Annotated in this window: 24 protein-coding genes; 10 read left to right on the forward strand and 14 right to left on the reverse strand. The window is 66.9% G+C overall.

What is annotated here, in order from left to right; genetic code table 11:
* The first annotated feature begins 83 nt into the window (after positions 1 to 83).
* The 3 genes from ACWEO7_RS10895 to ACWEO7_RS10905 are packed head-to-tail and all read left to right on the forward strand — an operon-like array spanning position 84 to position 2715.
* Positions 84 to 857 (forward strand): hypothetical protein, encoded by a 774-nt coding sequence (locus ACWEO7_RS10895; protein WP_452422619.1) that lies wholly within the window; start codon positions 84 to 86, stop codon positions 855 to 857.
* A 45-nt stretch (positions 858 to 902) separates the two neighbouring features.
* Positions 903 to 1511 carry a TetR/AcrR family transcriptional regulator gene (locus ACWEO7_RS10900; protein WP_039794829.1) on the forward strand — a complete coding sequence of 203 codons (609 nt, stop codon included), beginning with the start codon at positions 903 to 905 and terminating at the stop codon, positions 1509 to 1511.
* A gap of 10 nt (positions 1512 to 1521) precedes the next feature.
* On the forward strand, positions 1522 to 2715 hold the full coding sequence (locus tag ACWEO7_RS10905; protein WP_452422621.1) for an acetyl-CoA C-acetyltransferase: 1194 nt from the start codon (positions 1522 to 1524) through the stop codon (positions 2713 to 2715).
* A gap of 164 nt (positions 2716 to 2879) precedes the next feature.
* On the opposite strand, the gene ACWEO7_RS10910 is transcribed toward ACWEO7_RS10905, so the two are convergent.
* The 6 genes from ACWEO7_RS10910 to ACWEO7_RS10935 form a co-directional block, all read right to left on the reverse strand.
* Positions 2880 to 3659, reverse strand: coding sequence for an ESX secretion-associated protein EspG (locus ACWEO7_RS10910; protein ID WP_452422623.1), 780 nt, complete (start codon positions 3657 to 3659; stop codon positions 2880 to 2882).
* Positions 3652 to 4953 carry a hypothetical protein gene (locus ACWEO7_RS10915; protein ID WP_452422624.1) on the reverse strand — a complete coding sequence of 434 codons (1302 nt, stop codon included), beginning with the start codon at positions 4951 to 4953 and terminating at the stop codon, positions 3652 to 3654. Before ACWEO7_RS10915 ends, ACWEO7_RS10910 begins: the two co-directional genes overlap by 8 nt.
* Complete coding sequence (locus ACWEO7_RS10920; RefSeq protein ID WP_452422626.1) at positions 4950 to 5330, reverse strand: hypothetical protein; 381 nt, start codon at positions 5328 to 5330, stop codon at positions 4950 to 4952. Before ACWEO7_RS10920 ends, ACWEO7_RS10915 begins: the two co-directional genes overlap by 4 nt.
* 9 nt (positions 5331 to 5339) lie before the next feature.
* Entirely contained in the window at positions 5340 to 5951 is a 612-nt protein-coding gene (locus tag ACWEO7_RS10925) for a DUF3558 domain-containing protein (RefSeq protein ID WP_452422628.1), read from the reverse strand.
* Positions 5952 to 6605: 654 nt separating this feature from the next.
* Positions 6606 to 7193 carry a hypothetical protein gene (locus tag ACWEO7_RS10930; RefSeq protein ID WP_452422630.1) on the reverse strand — a complete coding sequence of 196 codons (588 nt, stop codon included), beginning with the start codon at positions 7191 to 7193 and terminating at the stop codon, positions 6606 to 6608.
* Positions 7194 to 7197: 4 nt separating this feature from the next.
* Entirely contained in the window at positions 7198 to 7674 is a 477-nt protein-coding gene (locus ACWEO7_RS10935) for a hypothetical protein (protein ID WP_452422632.1), read from the reverse strand.
* 162 nt (positions 7675 to 7836) lie between these two features.
* On the opposite strand from ACWEO7_RS10935, the gene ACWEO7_RS10940 reads away from it, so the two are divergent.
* The 4 genes from ACWEO7_RS10940 to ACWEO7_RS10955 all read left to right on the forward strand — a co-directional run bounded on the left by ACWEO7_RS10940 (position 7837) and on the right by ACWEO7_RS10955 (position 10016).
* Positions 7837 to 8082, forward strand: a complete 246-nt coding sequence (locus tag ACWEO7_RS10940) for a hypothetical protein (protein ID WP_452422634.1) — start codon at positions 7837 to 7839, stop codon at positions 8080 to 8082.
* A gap of 545 nt (positions 8083 to 8627) precedes the next feature.
* A complete protein-coding gene (locus ACWEO7_RS10945) occupies positions 8628 to 8834 on the forward strand; it encodes a hypothetical protein (RefSeq protein WP_452422636.1) in 207 nt (68 codons plus the stop codon).
* A 151-nt stretch (positions 8835 to 8985) separates the two neighbouring features.
* A complete protein-coding gene (locus ACWEO7_RS10950) occupies positions 8986 to 9327 on the forward strand; it encodes a hypothetical protein (RefSeq protein WP_452422637.1) in 342 nt (113 codons plus the stop codon).
* A gap of 293 nt (positions 9328 to 9620) precedes the next feature.
* Positions 9621 to 10016, forward strand: coding sequence for an XRE family transcriptional regulator (locus tag ACWEO7_RS10955; protein WP_450019892.1), 396 nt, complete (start codon positions 9621 to 9623; stop codon positions 10014 to 10016).
* Here the strand turns inward: ACWEO7_RS10955 and ACWEO7_RS10960 are convergent.
* The 6 genes from ACWEO7_RS10960 to ACWEO7_RS10985 form a co-directional block, all read right to left on the reverse strand.
* Positions 10013 to 10501, reverse strand: coding sequence for a hypothetical protein (locus tag ACWEO7_RS10960; protein WP_452422639.1), 489 nt, complete (start codon positions 10499 to 10501; stop codon positions 10013 to 10015). The genes ACWEO7_RS10955 and ACWEO7_RS10960 overlap by 4 nt on opposite strands.
* A 113-nt stretch (positions 10502 to 10614) precedes the next feature.
* On the reverse strand, positions 10615 to 11076 hold the full coding sequence (locus tag ACWEO7_RS10965) for a YbhB/YbcL family Raf kinase inhibitor-like protein (protein ID WP_452422640.1): 462 nt from the start codon (positions 11074 to 11076) through the stop codon (positions 10615 to 10617).
* A 302-nt stretch (positions 11077 to 11378) separates the two neighbouring features.
* On the reverse strand, positions 11379 to 12473 hold the full coding sequence (locus ACWEO7_RS10970; RefSeq protein WP_452422642.1) for an NAD(P)H-dependent flavin oxidoreductase: 1095 nt from the start codon (positions 12471 to 12473) through the stop codon (positions 11379 to 11381).
* A complete protein-coding gene (locus ACWEO7_RS10975; protein WP_452422644.1) occupies positions 12470 to 13228 on the reverse strand; it encodes a CoA-transferase subunit beta in 759 nt (252 codons plus the stop codon). Before ACWEO7_RS10975 ends, ACWEO7_RS10970 begins: the two co-directional genes overlap by 4 nt.
* Positions 13228 to 14103 (reverse strand): CoA transferase subunit A, encoded by an 876-nt coding sequence (locus tag ACWEO7_RS10980; RefSeq protein ID WP_452422646.1) that lies wholly within the window; start codon positions 14101 to 14103, stop codon positions 13228 to 13230. Before ACWEO7_RS10980 ends, ACWEO7_RS10975 begins: the two co-directional genes overlap by 1 nt.
* Positions 14104 to 14117: 14 nt before the next feature.
* Entirely contained in the window at positions 14118 to 14882 is a 765-nt protein-coding gene (locus ACWEO7_RS10985) for an enoyl-CoA hydratase family protein (RefSeq protein ID WP_452422647.1), read from the reverse strand.
* A gap of 62 nt (positions 14883 to 14944) precedes the next feature.
* On the opposite strand from ACWEO7_RS10985, the gene ACWEO7_RS10990 reads away from it, so the two are divergent.
* From ACWEO7_RS10990 to ACWEO7_RS11000, 3 genes are all read left to right on the forward strand, one after another.
* Positions 14945 to 15727: an SDR family oxidoreductase gene (locus ACWEO7_RS10990; RefSeq protein ID WP_452422649.1), complete on the forward strand. Its 783-nt coding sequence runs from the start codon at positions 14945 to 14947 to the stop codon at positions 15725 to 15727.
* 28 nt (positions 15728 to 15755) lie between these two features.
* Positions 15756 to 16667, forward strand: coding sequence for an SDR family oxidoreductase (locus tag ACWEO7_RS10995; RefSeq protein ID WP_452422651.1), 912 nt, complete (start codon positions 15756 to 15758; stop codon positions 16665 to 16667).
* A gap of 449 nt (positions 16668 to 17116) precedes the next feature.
* The gene (locus ACWEO7_RS11000) at positions 17117 to 17251 is read left to right on the forward strand and encodes a hypothetical protein (RefSeq protein ID WP_452422653.1); all 135 of its coding nucleotides are present in this window, start codon (positions 17117 to 17119) and stop codon (positions 17249 to 17251) included.
* A gap of 392 nt (positions 17252 to 17643) precedes the next feature.
* Here the strand turns inward: ACWEO7_RS11000 and ACWEO7_RS11005 are convergent, their stop codons facing one another.
* Together ACWEO7_RS11005 and ACWEO7_RS11010 are read right to left on the reverse strand one after the other, a co-directional pair.
* The gene (locus ACWEO7_RS11005) at positions 17644 to 18060 is read right to left on the reverse strand and encodes a helix-turn-helix domain-containing protein (protein WP_011207048.1); all 417 of its coding nucleotides are present in this window, start codon (positions 18058 to 18060) and stop codon (positions 17644 to 17646) included.
* A 359-nt stretch (positions 18061 to 18419) separates the two neighbouring features.
* The gene (locus tag ACWEO7_RS11010; protein WP_452422655.1) at positions 18420 to 19583 is read right to left on the reverse strand and encodes a steroid 3-ketoacyl-CoA thiolase; all 1164 of its coding nucleotides are present in this window, start codon (positions 19581 to 19583) and stop codon (positions 18420 to 18422) included.
* Positions 19584 to 19680 lie beyond the last annotated feature (97 nt).

Genomic DNA, 19680 nt, shown 5'->3' on the forward strand with positions numbered 1-19680 from the left:
CGCCTTCTCGCATCGTGTCTGCCGCGTGAAATGGGCGGCTGATCAGGTGGAAAAGGACGAGCCGGAGCGCGGCGCGGTGTGCCATGCTGGATGAGATCGGATCCGCGCTCTTCAAGGGGGCGATGGCTATGGGCCGGGATCGCCCACCTGCCCGCGAACAACTGGAACTCGATGTGGTGCGCGAAGTCGTGCTGGCCAGGCGGCGGCTCGACAGCCTCGTCCTCTCGGCCCTCACCCTCGGCGCCGAGCTCATCGAGCACACCTCAGAAAGCGCGGTCGCCACGGCCGCCGCGCGGATTCTCGAGCAGCACGCCGTCGACGAGGGAGAGGTCGCCCGCGATCCGCGGGGCGCCCTGCGAGCCGATCTGGCGCGCGATCGCGAGCGCGCCCGGCGCATCGGCCTCAGCGCCGACAGCACGGAGAGCGAGCAGGAGCAGCGCAGGCAGCGCCAGACGGACTTGCTGTGCGAGGTGCGCGCCGACCTGCTCGCGGTGGTGGCGAAATGCCGGAAATTCCGCTTCGACCAGGTGACCTTCGCGGACGAGATCGCGCAGGGCCTGTGCGCGGCCACCGACAAACTGGTGATCGGGGCCGACATGGACACCTACCACGCCTGGCAGCGCGGCATGGTGCTGAAGCTGAGCGAGGAGCCGGTGCGCGGCGGCCCGCCACGAGTGATGGCCACGGTGGACGCCGGTCCCGATCGCGGTCAGCTCACCGTGGAGTGGGACAGCTGCGAACGTCGTCTCGCGCTCGTCGCCCGGATGGCGCGCGCGGGCGTCTCGCCGGTGATCATCTGCGATCGCCTGCTCGCCGATCTCTCGGTGTCCTCGCCGCTGCGCTATTCGGCCCGTTGAGCGGGGCCCCTATACCAAGCAAATGCTTGGTTGTATGATGGCCGTGTGCCCGCACCAGACGCCTCTAAATCAGCACGGCGCAGCGAGTTGCTCGCCTTGGCGGCCGAATTGTTCGCCGAGCGGGGATTGCGCGCGACCACAGTGCGCGACATCGCCGACGCGGCCGGGATCCTATCGGGGAGCCTCTATCACCACTTCGATTCCAAGGAGTCGATGGTGGACGAGATCCTGCGCGGATTCTTGGACGAACTGTTCGGCCGCTACCGCGAGATCGTCGCCTCCGGTCTGAGTTCGCGAGACACCTTGGAAGCCTTGGTGCTCGCGTCCTACGAGTCGTTCGACCGCTGGCACGCCGCGGTGGCGATCTACCAGGCCGAGGCGAAGCGGCTGCGCGACTCCGAGCGGTTCACCTACATCGCCGCGTACAACCGCGAATTCCGCGAGCTGTGGCACCGGGTGCTGACCAACGGCGTCCAGGACGGCAGCTTCCGGCCGGAGCTGGATGTCGAACTGGCCTACCGGTTCCTGCGTGACACGGTGTGGGTCGCGGTGCGGTGGTACCGCCCCGGCGGCCCGGTCACCGTCGAGAACCTCGCGAAGCAGTACCTGACCATCGTGCTCGACGGGCTCACCGCCGGCGCGCGCACCACGTAGGAGTCTTTACATGTCAGCACCTTCCGCGTCCCGTCGTCCGTATGCCCCGCTGCGGGACGCCTACGTGATCGATGCGGTACGCACCCCGGTCGGCAAGCGCGGCGGCGCACTGGCGGGCGTGCACCCGGCCGATCTGGGCGCGGCCGCGCTGCGCGGCCTGCTGGACCGCAACCCGATCGACCCGGGGAATGTGGACGACGTCATCGTCGGTTGCGTCGACAACGTCGGCCCGCAGGCGGGCAACATCGGCCGCACCATGTGGCTGGCCGCGGGCTATCCCGAAGAAGTGCCCGGCGTCACGGTGGACCGGCAGTGCGGATCCAGCCAGCAGGCCATCAATTTCGGCGCCCAAGCCATCATGAGCGGCACCGCCGAGGTGATCGTCGCGGGCGGCGTGCAGAACATGAGCGCGATCCCGATCTCCGCGGCCATGTTCGCGGGCAAGGAGTACGGCTTCGACTCGCCGTTCGTCGGATCGCAGGGCTGGGATCACCGCTACGGCACCGCCGAGGTGACCCAGTTCCGCGCGGCCCAGCTGATCGCCGAGAAGTGGGACATCAGCCGGGCGGAGATGGAGCGCTGGGCGCTGCGCAGCCACGAGCGGGCCCGCGACGCGATCAAGAACGGCCGTTTCGACAACGAGATCGTGCCGGTCGGCGATTTCTGGATCGACCAGGGCCCGCGCGAGACCAGTCTGGAGAAGATGGCTTCGTTGCCCGCGCTGGCCGAGGGCAGCCCGCTGACCGCCGCGGTGGCCAGCCAGATCTCCGACGGCGCCAGCGCTACCCTGCTCGCTTCGGACTGGGCGGTGCAGGAGTACGGCTTGACGCCGCGAGCGCGCATCCACCACGTGAGCGCGCGCGGCGCGGACCCGATCTATATGCTCACCGCGCCGATCCCGGCGACCAAGTGGGCGCTGGAGAAGTCCGGTCTCACCATCGACGACATCGACGTGATCGAGATCAACGAGGCGTTCGCGCCCGTGGTGCTGTCCTGGCTGAAGGAGACCGGCGCGAATCCCGAGAAGGTCAACGTCAACGGCGGCGCCATCGCCCTCGGTCACCCGCTAGGCGCGACCGGCGCGAAGCTTTTCGCGACGCTGCTCAACGAGCTCGAGCGGATCGAGGGCCGCTACGGCCTGCTCACCATCTGCGAGGGCGGCGGCACCGCCAACGCCACCATCATCGAGCGCTTGCCGCGCTGATCCGCGCGAGCGAGCGGCACGCCGAGAGTTCGACGTGCCGTTCGTGGGTCGTGGATGGCGACAGGCCAGGGTCGGTCGGATCGCACCTCGTGGTCCGACTGGCCCTGAGATGAACCATCCTTGATGGCGCCACGGCTGCGGTGGACCCGCCATTCGCGCGGTCCTTATCGTCGCGAGCGCAGGTATTCGTCGTGTTCGCGGTCCTCGCGGTAGTAACGCTGGGTCAGCACGGTGAGGCGGTTGATCTCGGCAGCCATGGCGGCGGCCGCGAGCGGTTTGGCGACGATGGGGTCGCCGGTTTTCACGTAGTAGCGGCCATCCGTGTAGTCCATCCACCAGAACCCGCGCCCGAAACTCGCGCGGGCGTCGACGGCCGGGCCGGCGAACACCGTGACTTCGCCCAGCCCGAGGCGTTCCCGCTTGAAGATCTGATCCAGCCGCGCCATGGTGCCGACCTCGTACGGCTTGCGTACCGGCCGTTCCCGGTCGGCGGCCACTTCTTCGCGGCGCACTTCGATCGGCGGATGCGTGCCCGCAGGCATCTTCGGCAGCGCGGCCACCGCTTTGGCGGCGACCCGCGCTGCGGCGCAATAACTCACGATTACGTCACCGCCGGTATCCGGTGCGTGGCCGGGGAGCTGGACCAGGGTCGCGCCCATCTGCCCGCGTACCACGCCGTGGAAACGGAACACGGTCGACATGTCCGGGCCGCCCATTCCTTTGGACTCGACCCGTACCTCAGGCTCCAGCAATACGTCGAGCGCCCGTTCCAGGTCGACGGCGTATCGCCCGAGCAGCGCGTCCACCGCTTCCTCGCGTTGACGCTTCAGATCGGCGAAATCCATCTCTTCCGGCCGGTATTGCAGCGGGTACGGCAGACGGTCGCGACCATAGGCGGACCAGAGGATTTCGAATTCCTGCCCGGTGAAGCGCCAGTCAGCCATGCGGGTTCTCTCCGATGACCGGGGGAACGGCCTTCGGCAAGGAATCCAGACCGGTGAGTTCCTCGCCGTTGTGCTGGTTGATCAAATAGTCTTTTACGCCCGATATCTCGCGTTCGTCGTCCTTGCCGCGAGACCCCATCCCCGGGGCGATGCCGCTCGTTCCGGCCGTGCCGGTTCGCGCCGTCTGTGCTCCGGTCGCCGTGGCCGCCGGAAGCGCGTTCGGCTGCTGCGGACCGGCCGGGACGTTGCGGCCTGGTGCAGGAGTTCCGGTGATGTTCGGTGCACCGGATACGACGGGGGTGCCGGGACGCCCGGGTGTATTCGGGCTCGTCGTCCCGGGCCGACCCGGCGTCGCCGGAGCGGTGGTGATATTCGGGCTCGGCGTAGTGGTGCTGCTCGGTGTCGTCGACGGCGTGTTCGACGCGGTCGGCTGCACGCCGGTCGACTGGTCCACACTCGCCGGGGTGGCTGCCTGAGGCGTGGTGGCGGGTTCGGTCTCGGGCGACTGTCGTGGGTCGCCGTCGGACTGCTCGGTGGTCTCCGGTTTCGTGGCTTCGGGTTGGCCGGACTCGGTATCAGCCTGCGGTGCGGACGTATTCGGAGCGCCAGGTGACGAGATACCCGGCTGCCCGGGATCTGCCACGATCTGTGGAGCAGTCGGCAGGACGGGCACACCGTGGTCGGTCTGATTCGCTACTTGGCCGTACACCGTGCGCAGAATCCTCCGCGCTTCCTGCGTGGCCTCCTCTTCGGTGTAATCGCCCGCCTTCATGACGCCGTCCTGGGGCAACGTCTTATCCCTCAGGTCCGGGCGTTCGGTGGCCTGCGGCAGCAACGCCTGCGTCTGCTCGAGACCGGTGTGCATCTCCGACAGCTTGAAACTCACCAGACACGCGGCATCCGCCAGATTCCCCGACTGATTCCGGTAGTTCGTCACCGCGTCCGCCGCCGCTTTCCCGGATTGCCCGGTCCAGCCCGGATTCGTGCCGTCCCCGGTTACGGTGCGGCCGAACTGCTCGTTGAACGCCTGAATCGCACCGGTCAGATTCATCCCGATGTTCAGCCATGCCTCCGACGCCTCGCGCACCGTACCCGGCCGCATCGCGCTCACGGCGTCCACCATCTGCGCCAACGTCATGCTGTCGTAGTTGTCCGGCCCCGGAATGCGCGGCGGTTCGTATTCCCCTTGAAACGACGTGCCCAACCGGTTGGTGAAGTCGTAGATCGTGTCGCGCTCCCGATTCCACTGCTCCTGCGCGGCGATGATACGAGCGCGGTACTCCTCGTAGGTCATGGTTGCGCGTCCAAGCCGGTGAACTGATCGGCTCTCGACTGGTCCAGCTCGACGAAGTTCGCGATCGCTTTGGCGACGACCTCTTTCGCGATCTTCACCGCGTCGATGTGCTGCATGAGGACGGCGTCCAAGGATTGGTCGGTGCCGGTTGATTTCAGGCTGAACTTCTCTCGCAGTGCGACCCCGGAGGGAAACGGGCCGAACCCGCTGACATCAACGATCCGGTCGGTCATCCGCATGATGCCGTCGAGACGATCGAGGTAATCGTCACAAGCCTTGTCCAGACCCCTGCCGACGTCGGGATGCAGCAGCAGAGTGCCAGCGTTCGCCTGGTCCAGCAGCCTGCGCCACTCCGCGGTATCGACCCCGATGGTCATCTCGCCTCCTCAATTCGTAGGCAGATAGCGCACCAAGTCGTCAGCGTGACGACCTGCCTCCTGACAAGGCTCGCCTTGCTTTCCGATCGAGTAACGCGTCGTCACCTTGAAAATTACCGTTCCATGGACATTTTCGACCGCGACGCTACATTTGAGCCGCTTGCTGTCGCCCACATCCAGGTACTGCAGAGCGCGGTGTGAGCCCACGGTCAGGGGTGTGAACGCCTCCTTGTCTTGGCGCTGACGAACTTCATCCAAGGCGAAAGCTCCGGAGAGGACCCCCAGGTCGTACCAGCGCGCCGCTGCCTGCCAGCCACAGACCTTCCAGCCGGTGAAATCGACCCCCGCGACATCTTTCTCTTTCGTCACCTGATTGAGACCGGTGCCCGAGACCGCCGATTCCGGCAATGTGCACGGATCCCACAGAGCGGCGTCGGGGTCGCTCGACCTCGAGGCCGACGGGGTGGGCGCGGCCGCAGCAGTAGTCGTGGTCGGCGTGGGTGTCTCCGACGACTCACCGCACCCAACGACCACAAGAGCGACGCCGGTCGCGAGCGCGGCACCGCGTAACAGCTTCCCCCAGCTCGTCATCGGTTCCTCACCGCCGGTGCCGTAACGCATCGAAAGGGGCCGGACCGGCTCCTCCGCCCCCTGCAAGCTGGGATCGACGCTACTGGGCGGTTCACAGGGTCGCAACAGTCGCCGCCGGGGTGAGGCGACGAAGGGGTCACGCGGTCGTACGTCGAGGGACATCTCGCAGCGGCTGGTTCCAGCGAGGACGCGGCGTCCGCGGGCAACTCGGTCGATTACTTGCGGGATGTATTCGCGGCGTGCCGATTTCACCGCGGCCAGCGAAGGCAGTGGTGTCACGTTCGAACCAGGGCCGGTGAACCCGCACAACCTATCCGAAACACAACCGTCGCACAGTCATTCACATAACGGACACGCAGGCGCGGTCCGGCGCAGAAGAAACGCTGTCCCCGCCCTGCCCTCCCACGGGCTGCTTCCCATTCCAGCATCGCGATGTAGGCAATAGCCGTAGCCCCGGACACATCGGCCGACCAGCTGATCACCGAAGAACCCCACACTCTCCGAAACAACGCGAGCGCCGCAACCTCTCGAATCGAGAGTGTTGCGACGATCGCGTGAGCCCGCCAGATCCGGGCGGTAGAGCCTCGTTCCCTCTGGTCGGGCGCCCTTTCCGTCGGCAGCACACCGACCGAACACACCCGGCACGGCACACTGCCTGACAGCTTCGGGATTCGAGGCCGAATACTACGGCTGAGCTGGCCGGACTTCGCTTGCCTTGCTGTATTTTCCGTGTCGGCCTTCGCCGATGACCCATGTCACCGGCATGCCCGGTGTGATGAGTTGTTCGTCGCCCTGGTACTGCCAGAGGGAGAACCACACGTCGCCGGAGTGGCTGGCGATGAGTCCCTCGTAGGTGTCGGGCAGCCACCAGCGGACCACACCGTCGAGGCCCGGATCGGGATCCTTCGCCGCCTTGACCTGTCCGAACGGTATCGAGCCGCCCGGGCCACGCCATCCGTCGAGAGTGGGGAGCAACGGCTGATCCCCACCCGCAGGGTCGGCGGGCCAGATCTTTCCACTACGGGACAGGACGTCGTCGTGAACTTCCCGGGCCAGTCTGCACGCCACACCGTTGGGCGTGCGCTCGACGGGGGTGGTGCCAACCACGACGCTCAAGGCCGGGACGATGAATTCGATCCGCCATCCCGGTGGATCGGGCAGGCGGCGAAGACGCTCGGGGATCGTTTCATCGATGTGTACCTCGAAACCGAGAGCCGACTCGATGTCGGCCGCCAGCAGGTCGGCGCCTCGCCTCGAAATCTCCTGACCCATAGAGCTATCCTGCCGTGTAGGGGACTGTGCAGCGGTTGATGGGGGTCACGTACAGGTTCTTGCCAGCGGCGTGGGAGGCGATGACCTGGATTTCATCCCCCGACTCGTACCGGTGATGCCCATCCAAATATCGGGGGATTGTCATGTGAAAATTGTCGTCCTTGAACCTGTTATCCGTCTCGATGACCCTGCCGTTGACCAAGATCTGGTAGTCGTACCTGCCGGGGACGTCGCCGATGTTGTTGAGGAACATGGCCCAAGCGATGTTGCCGATGGGGTCCCCGTCCCTCGGCCTGGTGTCGACTTCAACTCTGCCCCACTGGGTCGTGACTCTGTAGTTGGTACACGGCTGATACGTGGCTTGTGCGGAACCGGAGGCCAGCACGCCCGCGATCATAGCGATCGTGAGTGCCGCTGCGAAGAGAAGCGTTCGACCGACTCGGCTCGTCGGCGCGGCTGATGGGTCATTGCGAACCTTCATGGGATATCCCCCTCTTTCGTCGAAACACGAATCGACTTGCCCACCCCGGAACCGGATTCTGTGTCACCCCCGAGCACGAGACACCCCCGACCTGCGAATAAGGCAGTCGATTCATTGGACGCACTCGGGCCCTGAGCGGTTCCATCACAACAAAATTCACATATGCCGGCGGTCGCCGAGATGAGCGGGAACCTGGCGCGGCTGGCGCACATCCCCGACCCCGGCTCGGATCCGCTGGCGGTGGCCGCGATCCTGCTCGATGGCCTCGACGTCGTCGTCGTGGACGTCTCCCCGGCTCCGCGGCGCCGTCGCGGATGCCGGCGGTGCTCGCCCGAGTCCGCAGCCACGACGCCGTCCTCATCACCGTCGAGGTACTGCCACTGGTTCTCGGTCGGCTCGGAGACGTAGACCGAGGCGTCGGTGATCCCCTCCCGTGAGAAGGTGGCGGAGAACTCACCGGTGAAGTCGAAGTCGGCGTATCTGCTCGTCGTATGCGGTTCCCACCATTCGCGGTCGTCGACATCCTCCTCAATGTGGGCGGTGAACGTGCCCTCCAGCCCCCCGGTCAGCCGGACCTTGCTGTTGACGTATCGCAGCTCATGGACGTACAGCCCGATCGGATTCGAGCTCGGCTGCCGCCACGCCTGCGTGTCGCGGAAGCGGTTCGCGGTGCTGTACCGGATCCAGTGGTCCACCTCGTCGCCGACGCGCTCGCGGACCTGATCACGCACACGGTCCAGCGCGTAGGCGATCGGAGTGTCGAGGCTCTGAACGCCGCGACCGAGTCTGCGACCTCATTGTTGCCGAGGTCGGCCGCGGTTACCGCGAGTAGCGCTCGGACGATGCTGTCATTGGCGCGGAATCTCGTGAGGTGGCGTTGGACCTTCGGGGCGGCATCAGCGGCGGCCTTGATGACGGAGGCGATTCGGGGGATGTTCCAGTACTTCTCTTGATTGCAGGGCCCGCAGATCGAGCGGCAGATCGCGCACGACCGCCGCCGCGTGGTCTTGCGCCTCACCGAGGCCGGACACCGGCTCCTCGCCGCATCCCGCGACTGGCAACGCCGCTGCTTCGACCAGCTCACCGCCACCTGGGGCGAACCGGACCGCCGCCGGTTCGCCGCCTACCTGCAACGCCTGGCCGACGAAGCCACCGGCTGAGTATCCGGCCAACTCGGCGCAAGAGAGCGGGCCCGGTTCACAGCGAACACATAGACACGGCCTAGCTCACACCAACGTTGCTCCTCGAGGATTCTCTCGCCGGTCCGGAAGCCGGGAATTCGGACCGGCACCCATCGAAGAGAGGATTCGAATGAGCATCAAGTCGACGCTGGCGAAGACCGTTGTCGCTGCCGGCGTTGTGGTCGGGCTGGCAGGCATCGGGACCGGTATGGCGAGCGCCGATCCGGGGCCGATCAGCGTCCGCCCGCTCCCGCGCAACCGCAGGATCCGCATTGCCCGCCGCCGGGTCAGCCGCAGGGCCCCGACCAGCCGGGCTGCCCGCCGCCCCAGTAACGCACGGATTCCTGACGACGTTCGACCCGACGGGAGAGTTCCCATGTTCCACTGGTTGCCGCCGACCGGCAGCTATCTGCCCCCAACGGGCAGCTGGCTACCCCTGCTGATGTCGATCTGGCCCCCGCGCACTATCTGAACCCGCGCCGATAGTGACCGGGTGAGCGGCCGAATTCCGCGCTCTCCAACGCGGCGTCTGGCGGTCGGCGTCCGGGCCTTCCGCGCCAGGCATATATGCGTCCGCTGTGGACTTCTCGCGCTGATCGAAGGCGGAGATCGCTGATCTGGCCCAGCGTCAGCGGTCGGCGCTATGGCTGCCTTTCACGCCCAGGCCTTCGCATGTGGTGCGGCGGGATGGGGCGGACCGGCGAGCCATTCCTGAGGTGTAACATATATGGTACGGTCGACTGGATATGGAGGAGGTGAACGGCGATGAGTGGGGAGAGCCTGTTCTGGGATGACCTGGGGGATGACCTGCAGGATCCTGAGTTTCTCCGCGAGTTCGTCTTGGAATCCATTCGAGTCAAGACTGTTGACGCGATCATCAACGCACTCGACGACGCACGGGCCGCAGCCAGCTTGTCGAAGGCGGAGCTCGCGCGTGCTGCCGCAATCGAACCGGCGGCAGCACGGCGTCTGCTCAGTGCTAAGGCGGTGAACCCCACACTGCGCACGGTGTCGGAGCTGGCAGCTGCCCTGGGTTTCAGGTTGAGGCTGGAGCCGCTGAGTGGGTCAGGTGGCAAAGCCCTGTCGACCGCTCTGGTGACCGGCAGAGCGGACGACCTCGCAGAACTGAAGGACGCGGTGGAGCAGTTCGATCGCCGCTAGGCGATCGAGCGCGGATTCTCTGCGAAGTACTCGGCCCCCAGCGCGCGAACGCGGGCGTAGTCGCGGTCGGAAAGGGTCGTCCGAAACGGTTTACTCAGCCCGGTGATGATGACCAGCAGCGGCTTGTCGACTCCCTCGGCTTCGTAGTCCAGTCGGCAGTAGAGACGGTGGTGGGTGCGATCGGGACCATCGCAGCGGAACTCGAACCATCCGGTCATGTTGCCGTGCATGGCCTCCCAGTAGCCGCCCCCGGCGAACCTTTTCGGCGGCGCTTTGGCGACGGCGATCAGTCGTGCGTTGAACTTCGCCCGTACCCCGGCTGGTAGCGCCCGAAGGTAGTCACGGCCGGGAATCGTTCCGTCTGCCCGGCGCTGGAAGTAGACCACATCGTGATGGTCGTCGGAGGACGGTTTCGTTTGGGCCACGAACGAGGCGGGTTTGGTCGGTTTACGACTTTTCCTTCCGGTCCGCTCGTCCGATGACATCGTTTGATAATGGTCTGTGCCACAGTCCTTTCCATATTTCGATCCGGCGTGTTCCCGCGGCGCACCGACAAGCGATCCGCTTGCACTCCTGGTCCGCTGTCCAGGGCTTTTCGTTAGTCGACGGTGTAGGTGCCGACGAGCTGACCGTCTCCGATGCTCGCGTCGACGATCGCGGACCTCGCGTCGTCGGCTGACGTTCGCGCGTCTACCTCTACGGGGCGCGAGAGCGCGTAGACGATGAATCGGTAATGGTGGACGCCGGTGCCCGCGGGTGGGCACGGTCCGAAGTATTCGGCGCGGTTCGCGCTGTTGAGGCTGACCACTCCACCCGCGGGTGTCTCCCCCTCCGCACTGGACGTGGTCGTCGGCGGGATATTGCTGACCACCCAATGTGTGAACAGGCCGCTCGGGGCGTCCGGGTCGTCCACGATCAGCGCCGAGGTGACGGCTCTCGGGGGAACCGTCCAGTTCAGCGGCGGCGGTTCGTTCCTGCCTTCGCAGGTGTAAACCGCCGGAATCGGGTCGCCATGGTCGAAAGCGGTACTGTGCACGGAGATCTCGTTCGTCGCGGGCATCGCGGCCTCCGCTCGAGTCGAGGGGATGGTGGTCGAGCCTGACGGTTCGCCTGTCTCATGGCGACTGGCGATCGACAGGCGAACCTCGTTAGTTCGTTGTAAGTCCAGCGTAAGACGCCATTGCGGGGACCATATAGAGTATGGGCAAATCTGTCGTTATCGCTGCCTGCGGGCGACCGGCCGCCCCCGCGATCATGGCCCGGTTCACCCGGCCGGATATGCGGGCCGTCGCCCGATGCGTCGGTCCTTTCGATCTGGACACGGGTGGGGCGGCCCCGGGCTGAACCGGCGGCCGCCATCCCTCAGTCCGACCCTGTCCCCGCCGATTGCTTGTCCCGGGCCAGCGCCGCGATCATCTCGATCCGCTCCACCGCGTCGGTGACGATCCGATCGATCAGTTCCTTGCACGTGGGCAGATCGTCGATGATCCCCGTGACCTGTCCCGCCGCGAGTACGCCCGCCTGGGTGTTGCCCTCGACCAATCCGGCGCGCAGGAGCATCGGCGTGTTCGCGGCCATGACGACCTGAGACCAGCTGAGATCCTTGGTCTTTCGCATGGCTAAGCCGTCGCGGACCATCGTGGACCACTTCATGCCGGTCATGCTCTTGAACCGGGCCGCGTTGCCCACCGCGGCGGTGAGACCGCGCCAGCGGCCCGAATGCTCCAGCCGCTGCACCAGTTCGGTGTTCAGGACGCGGTGCGGCATGCCGTCGACTTTGAGCGACACCACCGTGTCCTGGAGCTGTCGCCGCAGGTACTCCTGCTTGACCGCATCGGGGACGGTGCTCTCCTGGGTGAGCAGGAACCGGGTGCCCATCGCGACGCCCGCCGCGCCGTAGGCCAGGGCGGCGGCCAGGCCGCGCCCATCGAAGAATCCGCCCGCGGCGACCACGGGGATGTCCACCGCGTCCAGCACCGAGGGCAGCAGCAGGGTGGTGGCCACCGGGCCGGTGTGCCCGCCGCCCTCGCCGCCCTGCACGATCACGGCGTCGGCGCCCCACGATGCGACTTTGACCGCGTGCTTCGCCGCGCCGATCGACGGAATGACCACCACTCCGGCGTCTTTCAGTTTCGCGATCAGGTCCTGTTTCGGCGCGAGCGCGAACGACGCGACCGCCACCTGCTCCCGGATCAGCAGATCGATGCGTTCCGGCGCGTCCGCGGCGTCGGCGCGGATGTTCACGCCGAACGGTTTTGCGGTGTGCGCCTTGGTCTTCGCGATGGCCGCCTCGAGCTCGGCGAAGGTCATGGTGGCGGAGGCGAGGATGCCGAGCCCACCGGCTTCGGCGGTGGCCGACACCAGGCTCGGGCCCGCGACCCAGCCCATGCCGGTCTGCACGATCGGGTGTTCGATGCCGACCAGTTCGGTCAGCGGGGTACGCAAGCGCGGGCTCATGACGGGACCTCGGTTTCGCGAATCTTTCTGGGGTCGAGCACCTCACGGATCAACCGCAGCTCCTCGGCGGTCGGCTGCCGCGTCTCGCCCGCCTCCCCGAGCCCGGCGATCTCGAACGAGGTGTTCTCCGCTACCTCGTCGGCGGTGACGCCGGGATGCAGGCTGCGGGCGCGCATGGTGTGCCCGGGGCCTTCGAAATCGAAGACGCCCAGATTGGTCACCACGCGGTGCAGGTGATGGAAGCGGTATGCCGGGTCGGCCGCGTCGACCTTGTCGTAGCCCACCCCGGAGACGATGTCGACCTTCTCGGTGAACACGCGCTTGGTGTGCCGCGCGACCCAGTAGCTGGTGGCGTGATTGATCGTGTTGCCCGGCGCGCCACGCACACCGAACATCTGCCGGGTCGGCTGCTGCAACGAGCCGAACGCCGAAAGGTTCTGGTTGCCGAACCGGTCGATCTGATTGGCGCCCATCACCACGTGCCTGCGCCCGGACGCCACCACGTCGAAGACTCTCCGGAACGGGATCCAACCTTCGATCGGCGCTTTGCCGCCCAGCGGGGGAGTCTCGGCGAACAGCAGCGCCTCGCCGTCGGACAGCAGCAGATCCGGTTCGGTGGTGAGCTTGGCCAGCCGCGCGCCGATGATGGACATCGGCGACATGGGGCTGGCCATGATCTCACCCGCGCCGCTGAAGATCTCCGCGCAGGCGATGGCGCAGATCTCGGCGCGGGTGACGGTTTCGGTGCTGGTCATCACGCCTCCTCGGCGAATCGGCGGACGGCGGCCTGGTATTGCTCCTCGGAGCCGGTCAGATAGGTGTCGACGAACCGCTGCCACGACTCCGGCGTCTTCGCGGACTCGACGTAGTGCTTCTGGAACTTCTCGTCCCGGCCGTAGTCGTCGGCCGCCAGGGTGAAGTGCGCGCCGCCGGGTGCCTCGACCACGCCGTCCACCATCATGCGGTTGAGCAGCAGCGATTGCAGCGGAACGGTTTTCACCAGTTCGTCGGTCTCCACGACGCGCTCGACCGAGACGTAGCGGCGCTGCGCCGCCAGACAGAACAGATCGTCGAAGTAGGGGTCGACGCCGGTGTAGGCGGCGTTGCCGTGCGCGTCGCCGAGGTTCAGGTGCACCAGCGCCGCGTCGAGATTCAGCGCGGGCATGGCGGTCAGGGTCTCCGGCGTGCCATCGACGGGATAGGGCGATTCGATCGTCTTCAGCTCGCCCTCCCAGAAGTGCGGGACGTCCGAGCCGAGCCCGGCGCGGATCGGCAGGAACGGCAGTCGCGCCGCCGCGGCCTCCAGCCCGCACTTGAGCATGCCTTCGTCCATCTCGCGGGCGACCAGCGCACCCGAGGTGCGCGCCTTGGCGAACCACGGGTCATAGAACGGCGCCGAATCCAGCGATACGAAGCCGTAGTACGCCTTACGCACCTTCCCCGCCGAACACAACAGCCCGAGATCGGGCCCGCCGTAGCCGACCACGGTCAGGTCCGTGAGGTCCGAACGCAGAATGGCTCGCACCAGCGCCATCGGCTTGCGCCGCGACCCCCAGCCGCCGATGCCGATGGTCATCCCGCTGCGCAGCTCGCCGACGACCTCGTCGAGCGACATCCGCTTGTCTCGCATGGATAATTCCTCTCTCACTGTCCGCTCTTGCGCGCCGCGAGGTCGTCGTCGAACCGGGCGCGGATCTCGTCGGCGACGCCGGCGAGGTTGAGTTCGAAGGTGAATCCCTGCTCGTACCGGTAGCTGTGGTGCACGTCCTGCACGTCGATGCCGTTCAGCGCCCGCTTGGCCGCCCGGATCACCCGGCCGTCCTTGGCCGCGATGTTCTTGGCCAGCTCCAAGGCGGCGGCGTCGAGTTCGGCGCGCGGCACCACCTGGTACACCGAGCCGTAGTGGTGCAGCTGCTGGGCGGTGATCGTGCTCGCGGTGTAGAACAGCGCGCGCATCAAGTGCTGCGGTACCAGCCGGGCGAGGTGGGTGGCCGCGCCGAGCGCGCCGCGGTCGACCTCGGGCAGCCCGAAGGTCGCGTCGTCGGAGGCGATCACGACATCCGCGTTGCCCACCAGGCCGATGCCGCCGCCGAGGCAGAAGCCCTGCACCACCGCGATCACCGGCACCTGGCACTCGTACACCGCCGCGAACGCCTCGAAGCAGCCGTGATTGGCGTCGATGAGCGCCTGATGGCCGGGCTTGCTCTGGATCTCCTTGATGTCCACACCCGCGTTGAAACCGCGGTTCTCCGCGCGCAGCACCACCACCTTGGTGTCCGGGTCGCGGCCCGCCGCGCGCACTTCGTCGGCGATGGCGAACCAACCGTCCGTGGGGATGGCGTTGACCGGCGGATAGTCGACCGTGACCACGCTGATTCCGGTCGATTCGGAGTGGCGGTTGATCCCCATGGCAAGTCCCATCCTGTGTGAACGCATTGGCAAAGCAAGCAGTTGCTTGGTAGGTTAGCACGGTGCCACTCGAAATCGATCTGTCCGGCCGCGTCGTTCTGGTGACGGGCGGTGTGCGCGGTGTGGGCGCGGGCGTGAGCAAGGCGTTCCTTGCCGCCGGGGCCACCGTCGTGGCCTGTGCGCGGCGACCGGCTGACGCGCCCGTCGAAGTCGACGGCCGCGCGATCGACTACGTGCCGTGCGATGTGCGGGACGAGGACGCGGTGCGCGCCCTGATCGACACGATCACCGAGCGCCACGGCCGCCTCGACCATCTGGTGAACAACGCGGGCGGCGCTCCGTTCGCACTCGCCGCCGAGGCCGGCAAGAAGTTCCACACCAAGATCGTCGAGCTGAACCTGCTCGCTCCGCTGCTGCTGGCGCAGGCCGCCAACGCGGTGATGCAGCGGCAGGACGAGGGCGGCTCCATCGTGAACATCTCCAGCGTCAGCGGGCACCGTCCGTCGCCGGGCACCGCCGCCTACGGCGCGGCGAAAGCGGGCGTGGACAGTCTCACCGGCTCGCTCGCCGTCGAGTGGGCGCCGAAGGTTCGGGTGAACTCGCTGGTGGTGGGACCGGTCGACACCGAGCTGAGCCGACTGCACTACGGCGATCAGGACGGCGTCGACGCGGTGGGCCGGACCATTCCTCTGGGTCGCATGGCCCGGCCCGACGACGTCGGCCGCTGCGCCGTCTTCCTGGCCTCGCCGCTGGCCGCATACGTCAGCGGCGCGACCCTGCTGGTGCACGGCGGCGGTGAACGGCCCGCCTTCCTCGCCGCTTCCAATGCCGATCAGCAGTCCTGAACAAGACCGCACACGAAGAAGGACACATATGGACACCGAGCAGATCTGCGCCGGGCGCGTCGTCATCGTCACCGGCGCGGGCCGGGGCATCGGCCGCGCGCACGCCCTCGCTTTCGCCGCGGCGGGCGCCAGCGTGGTGGTCAACGACATCGGTTCGACCCTGGACGGCGCGGCCACCGCGGAAACGCCCGCCGCGCAGGTGGTCGCCGAGATCGAGGCGCTGGGCGGCCGGGCGGTGGCCAACGGCGACGACGTCGCCGACTGGGAAGGCGCTCGCAGGCTCGTCCGCCAGGCCGTCGACAACTTCGGCAAGCTGGACGTGCTGGTCAACAACGCCGGTTTCGTGCGCGACCGGATGTTGGTCAACCTGGGCGAGGAGGAGTGGGACGCGGTGGTGCGCGTGCACTTGAAAGGCCACTTCGCGACCATGCGGCACGCGATCGAATATTGGCGTGCGGAGGCCAAGGCGGGCCGCCCGGTCGACGGACGGATTATCAACACCAGCTCCGGCGCCGGTCTGCAGGGCAGCGTCGGACAGAGCAATTACGGTGCGGCCAAGGCCGGTATCGCGGGCCTGACGCTGACCGCCGCCGCCGAATTCGCCCGCTACGGCGTGACGGTGAACGCGATCGCCCCGTCCGCGCGCACCAGGATGACCGAGACGGTGTTCGCGGACATGATGGCGGCGCCGGAAAGCGGCTTCGACGCGATGGCGCCGGAGAATGTGTCTCCGCTGGTCGTATGGCTGGGCAGTGCGCAGTCGGCGGCGGTGACGGGGCGGGTCTTCGAGGTGGAAGGCGGCAAGGTGGCGCTGGCCGACGGCTGGCGGCACGGTGAGCCCGCCGACCGCGGCGCCCGCTGGGATCCGGCCGAGCTCGGACCAGTCGTGGCCGACCTGATCGCCAAAGCGACTCCGCCGGAGCCGGTATACGGCGCCTGAGCGGCCTCGGCCCTTCAACGGGCGCGTTGGCGGACCGGGGTCTAGTATGGGCACCCGTCCGTTCGGAAAGTCCCGTGTGAGAGTGGCGACCGGGCACAGAACTGCGCTTCGACTGATGAGGGGAAGGCTCGGCGCATGAGAGTAGGTCGCGCGTTCCGTGTGCAGGCAGCGTCCGGCGCCGTCGCGGGCCCCGCTCTGCGCGGCGGCACGGTTTCCGCCCACGTGCCACTTTCCCGCCCATCGTGCGCGCCGGATCCCGAGCCGCCGCCCTACGACAGCGCCGATCCCTGGCTTCCGCTGGCCGTGCCGGGGCAGCGGTCGGAGGTCGGTGCGGCCCCTGCCCGGCCGACCGCTGAAACAGGTTCGGCCGCAGCGGGTTCGGCGGCCGCCGGGTCGTCCGGCCTGGGCATTGTGCTCGGCAGCGGGTCGGCCGTGCCATCGCGCTCTACATGGCGGGCATCGTGGCGCTCGCGGTGCCGGCCGTGGATCGGATCCGCCGCGCGGCCCGGCTCGCGACCGGCAGTCCGGCCTGGGCTCGTCCCGCGTGGAAGGTCGCGAGCCTGCTCGCCGCGGTGACCGGGTGAGTGCGGTGGATTGCTCCGTCCGAAGGCTTTAGTCCGGGCGGAGCGTGCAGGCGCGTCTCGCGCGCCTATCGGACCACCGCGCCCGGCTGCGCTCGAAATTGATCGACCTCGCGCAAATACGATCAATCGGGCGCAATAGCCGAACGGTCGGACTATTCGGACAGACCGGTTGGACCGGGAATCCTCTTCGACATGAACGACTGCCGGCGAACCGCACCGAAAGTGCATATGTAAGCACATCATAGGGAGGGCGGCACTAACCGGCCTGCGGTCGCGCCCCAATTTCTCTGGGCACGACCGCACGCCGGTTGCGTGCTTCGCCCGCTTACGCGCGCGCAAAACACAGCACAGTGCGACCCGATGGGTCGCACTGTGCTGCCGTGCAGAAGAACCTATTCGGTTCCATCCGGAGGAATTTCGGGCAAGCCCTCGCTTGCCCGCAACTTCTCCGCCATGGATGTGAGGAGGTTCTGTGATTCTTCGGACAAGTCGAACGCTCTACTCGACAGCCGTCGCAGTCCATAGCCTTGCAGCTGGGACAGCAGCTCCAGATCGTGATCGATCTTGGCGGCATAGATGTCGTTGAAGAAGTAGTCCGGCTTGACTTTGAAGAACTTCGCCAGGGCGGCCACCGTCTCATCGGACGGGTTCGTCCGTTGTCCCGACCGCAACTGCGACAGGTACGGTTTCGAGATCGGATGTCCGGAGGCCGTCAGCGCCGCCGCAACCTCCGCGTTGGTGTGCGGCTTACGCCCCGGGGGATGCACGGTTTCGAACAGCTTGTTCAGCCGCGCCGCGAAATCAGCCATTGTGAGCCGCCCAATTCCCTTCGCTGTACTAACAGTCGTTATCTCGGATACGTATCATTGATATTAGCGGCTCAGTAACTGAAAACCTACGCCTGATTCCGGATTTCCTTGAAGCTTCTAGGTCGGAAGGCGGCGAAGGCACTGGGACGGTCGCGTTTGCGGGTCACGCCAAGGCCTCTCGAGAAGCCGCGGTACGAACCGGTTCTGGCCCGTCGCTGCGGTCTCTACGCAAGGGGTCTTGATAGCCGCAAGATAGCTGACATCTCATGGACTCGGCGGTACATGGGTTTGTGTGGCGTACGACACGTTTGCGCCCCTAGGGGATGAATGTTCAACCAACGCGCATGAAATGGTTGAAACTACAAACGTTCGATGATCGTTCCTGTCGCGAGTGCGCCACCGGCGCACATGAGAACCATTGCGGTGCTGCGGTCGGAGCGCTCCAGTTCGTGCAAAGCCGTTGTGATGAGGCGGGATCCGGTGGAGCCGACCGGATGTCCGAGAGCGATGGCGCCGCCGTTGACATTAACCCGATCCATGTCCGGCCGGTGTACAGAAGCCCAGGAAAGTGCCACCGACGCGAACGCTTCGTTGATCTCGAAAAGCTCGATGTCGCCGATATTCATGCCGGACCGCTCCAGCAGCCTGGTGCACGCCTGCACCGGGCCGTCGAGGTGGAACTCCGGCTCCGCGCCGACCACCGCCTGCGTGACGATCCGTGCCCGCGGACGCAAACCCGCTCGCTGCGCGGCCTTCTCGTCCATCAGCAGCACCGCGGCGGCGCCGTCGGAGATCTGCGAGGAGGATCCGGCGGTGTGCACGCCGCCCTCCAGGACCGGCTTCAGCTTCGCCAGGCCTTCGACGGTGGTCTCGCGCAGGCCCTGATCCCGTGACACATCGAGCTTTTCGCCAGTGAGGTTGCCCTCTTTGTCGGCCGCGGGGGCGGTGACGGTGAGCACCTCGCGATCGAACCGGCCCTCTGCCCACGCCTGCGCGGCCAAGCGCTGCGAGCGTGCGCCGAACGCGTCCACGTCCGCGCGGGTGATGCCGCGCCGCTTGGCGATTCGCTCGGCCGCCTCGAACTGGTTGGGCAGGTCGATGTTCCACGACGCGGGCCTGCGCGGCCCCGCGTTCTCGCCGACGTTGGCGCCCAGTGGAACCCGGCTCATCGCCTCCACGCCGCAGGCCATGCCGATGTCGATGGCGCCGGCCGCGATCAGGCCCGCGATCAGATGATTGGCCTGCTGAGCGGAGCCGCACTGGGTGTCGATCGTGGTGGCGCCGACCTGCCACGGCAGGCCCGCGTGCAGCCACGCGACCCGTGTGACGTTGTTGGACTGCTCGCCCGCCTGGGTGACGCAGCCGCCGATGACCTGTTCGACCTGAGCGGGGTCCAGGTGTGCGCGCTCGAGCAGGCCGCGCTGGGCCGCGCCGAGCAGTTCGGCCGCGTGCAGGCCCGACAGCCAGCCGCCGCGCTTGCCGATCGGGGTCCGTGCGGCCTCGACGATCACGGGTGTGCCCATGTCCAACCTTTCCTTATGGGACAGAAAACTGAAACGCGTTCATAGCACTTGTCAGGGGCGGATCTGTCCGGTTTCTTTCCTCGTTCTCGCGCCTGTG

Source organism: Nocardia sp. NPDC004260 (assembly GCF_053603155.1).

What these genes read in the sequence shown, in the direction of transcription:
- ACWEO7_RS10895 (WP_452422619.1), top strand. Translation starts at nt 84, where the DNA reads ATGCTGGATGAGATCGGATCCGCGCTCTTCAAGGGGGCGATGGCTATG.
- ACWEO7_RS10905 (WP_452422621.1), top strand. Translation starts at nt 1,522, where the DNA reads ATGTCAGCACCTTCCGCGTCCCGTCGTCCGTATGCCCCGCTGCGGGAC.
- ACWEO7_RS10910 (WP_452422623.1), bottom strand. Translation starts at nt 3,659, where the DNA reads ATGGCTGACTGGCGCTTCACCGGGCAGGAATTCGAAATCCTCTGGTCC.
- ACWEO7_RS10915 (WP_452422624.1), bottom strand. Translation starts at nt 4,953, where the DNA reads ATGACCTACGAGGAGTACCGCGCTCGTATCATCGCCGCGCAGGAGCAG.
- ACWEO7_RS10920 (WP_452422626.1), bottom strand. Translation starts at nt 5,330, where the DNA reads ATGACCATCGGGGTCGATACCGCGGAGTGGCGCAGGCTGCTGGACCAG.
- ACWEO7_RS10925 (WP_452422628.1), bottom strand. Translation starts at nt 5,951, where the DNA reads ATGCGTTACGGCACCGGCGGTGAGGAACCGATGACGAGCTGGGGGAAG.
- ACWEO7_RS10930 (WP_452422630.1), bottom strand. Translation starts at nt 7,193, where the DNA reads ATGGGTCAGGAGATTTCGAGGCGAGGCGCCGACCTGCTGGCGGCCGAC.
- ACWEO7_RS10935 (WP_452422632.1), bottom strand. Translation starts at nt 7,674, where the DNA reads ATGAAGGTTCGCAATGACCCATCAGCCGCGCCGACGAGCCGAGTCGGT.
- ACWEO7_RS10940 (WP_452422634.1), top strand. Translation starts at nt 7,837, where the DNA reads ATGCCGGCGGTCGCCGAGATGAGCGGGAACCTGGCGCGGCTGGCGCAC.
- ACWEO7_RS10950 (WP_452422637.1), top strand. Translation starts at nt 8,986, where the DNA reads ATGAGCATCAAGTCGACGCTGGCGAAGACCGTTGTCGCTGCCGGCGTT.
- ACWEO7_RS10955 (WP_450019892.1), top strand. Translation starts at nt 9,621, where the DNA reads ATGAGTGGGGAGAGCCTGTTCTGGGATGACCTGGGGGATGACCTGCAG.
- ACWEO7_RS10960 (WP_452422639.1), bottom strand. Translation starts at nt 10,501, where the DNA reads ATGTCATCGGACGAGCGGACCGGAAGGAAAAGTCGTAAACCGACCAAA.
- ACWEO7_RS10965 (WP_452422640.1), bottom strand. Translation starts at nt 11,076, where the DNA reads ATGCCCGCGACGAACGAGATCTCCGTGCACAGTACCGCTTTCGACCAT.
- ACWEO7_RS10970 (WP_452422642.1), bottom strand. Translation starts at nt 12,473, where the DNA reads ATGAGCCCGCGCTTGCGTACCCCGCTGACCGAACTGGTCGGCATCGAA.
- ACWEO7_RS10975 (WP_452422644.1), bottom strand. Translation starts at nt 13,228, where the DNA reads ATGACCAGCACCGAAACCGTCACCCGCGCCGAGATCTGCGCCATCGCC.
- ACWEO7_RS10980 (WP_452422646.1), bottom strand. Translation starts at nt 14,103, where the DNA reads ATGCGAGACAAGCGGATGTCGCTCGACGAGGTCGTCGGCGAGCTGCGC.
- ACWEO7_RS10985 (WP_452422647.1), bottom strand. Translation starts at nt 14,882, where the DNA reads ATGGGGATCAACCGCCACTCCGAATCGACCGGAATCAGCGTGGTCACG.
- ACWEO7_RS10995 (WP_452422651.1), top strand. Translation starts at nt 15,756, where the DNA reads ATGGACACCGAGCAGATCTGCGCCGGGCGCGTCGTCATCGTCACCGGC.
- ACWEO7_RS11000 (WP_452422653.1), top strand. Translation starts at nt 17,117, where the DNA reads ATGGCGGGCATCGTGGCGCTCGCGGTGCCGGCCGTGGATCGGATCCGC.
- ACWEO7_RS11005 (WP_011207048.1), bottom strand. Translation starts at nt 18,060, where the DNA reads ATGGCTGATTTCGCGGCGCGGCTGAACAAGCTGTTCGAAACCGTGCAT.
- ACWEO7_RS11010 (WP_452422655.1), bottom strand. Translation starts at nt 19,583, where the DNA reads ATGGGCACACCCGTGATCGTCGAGGCCGCACGGACCCCGATCGGCAAG.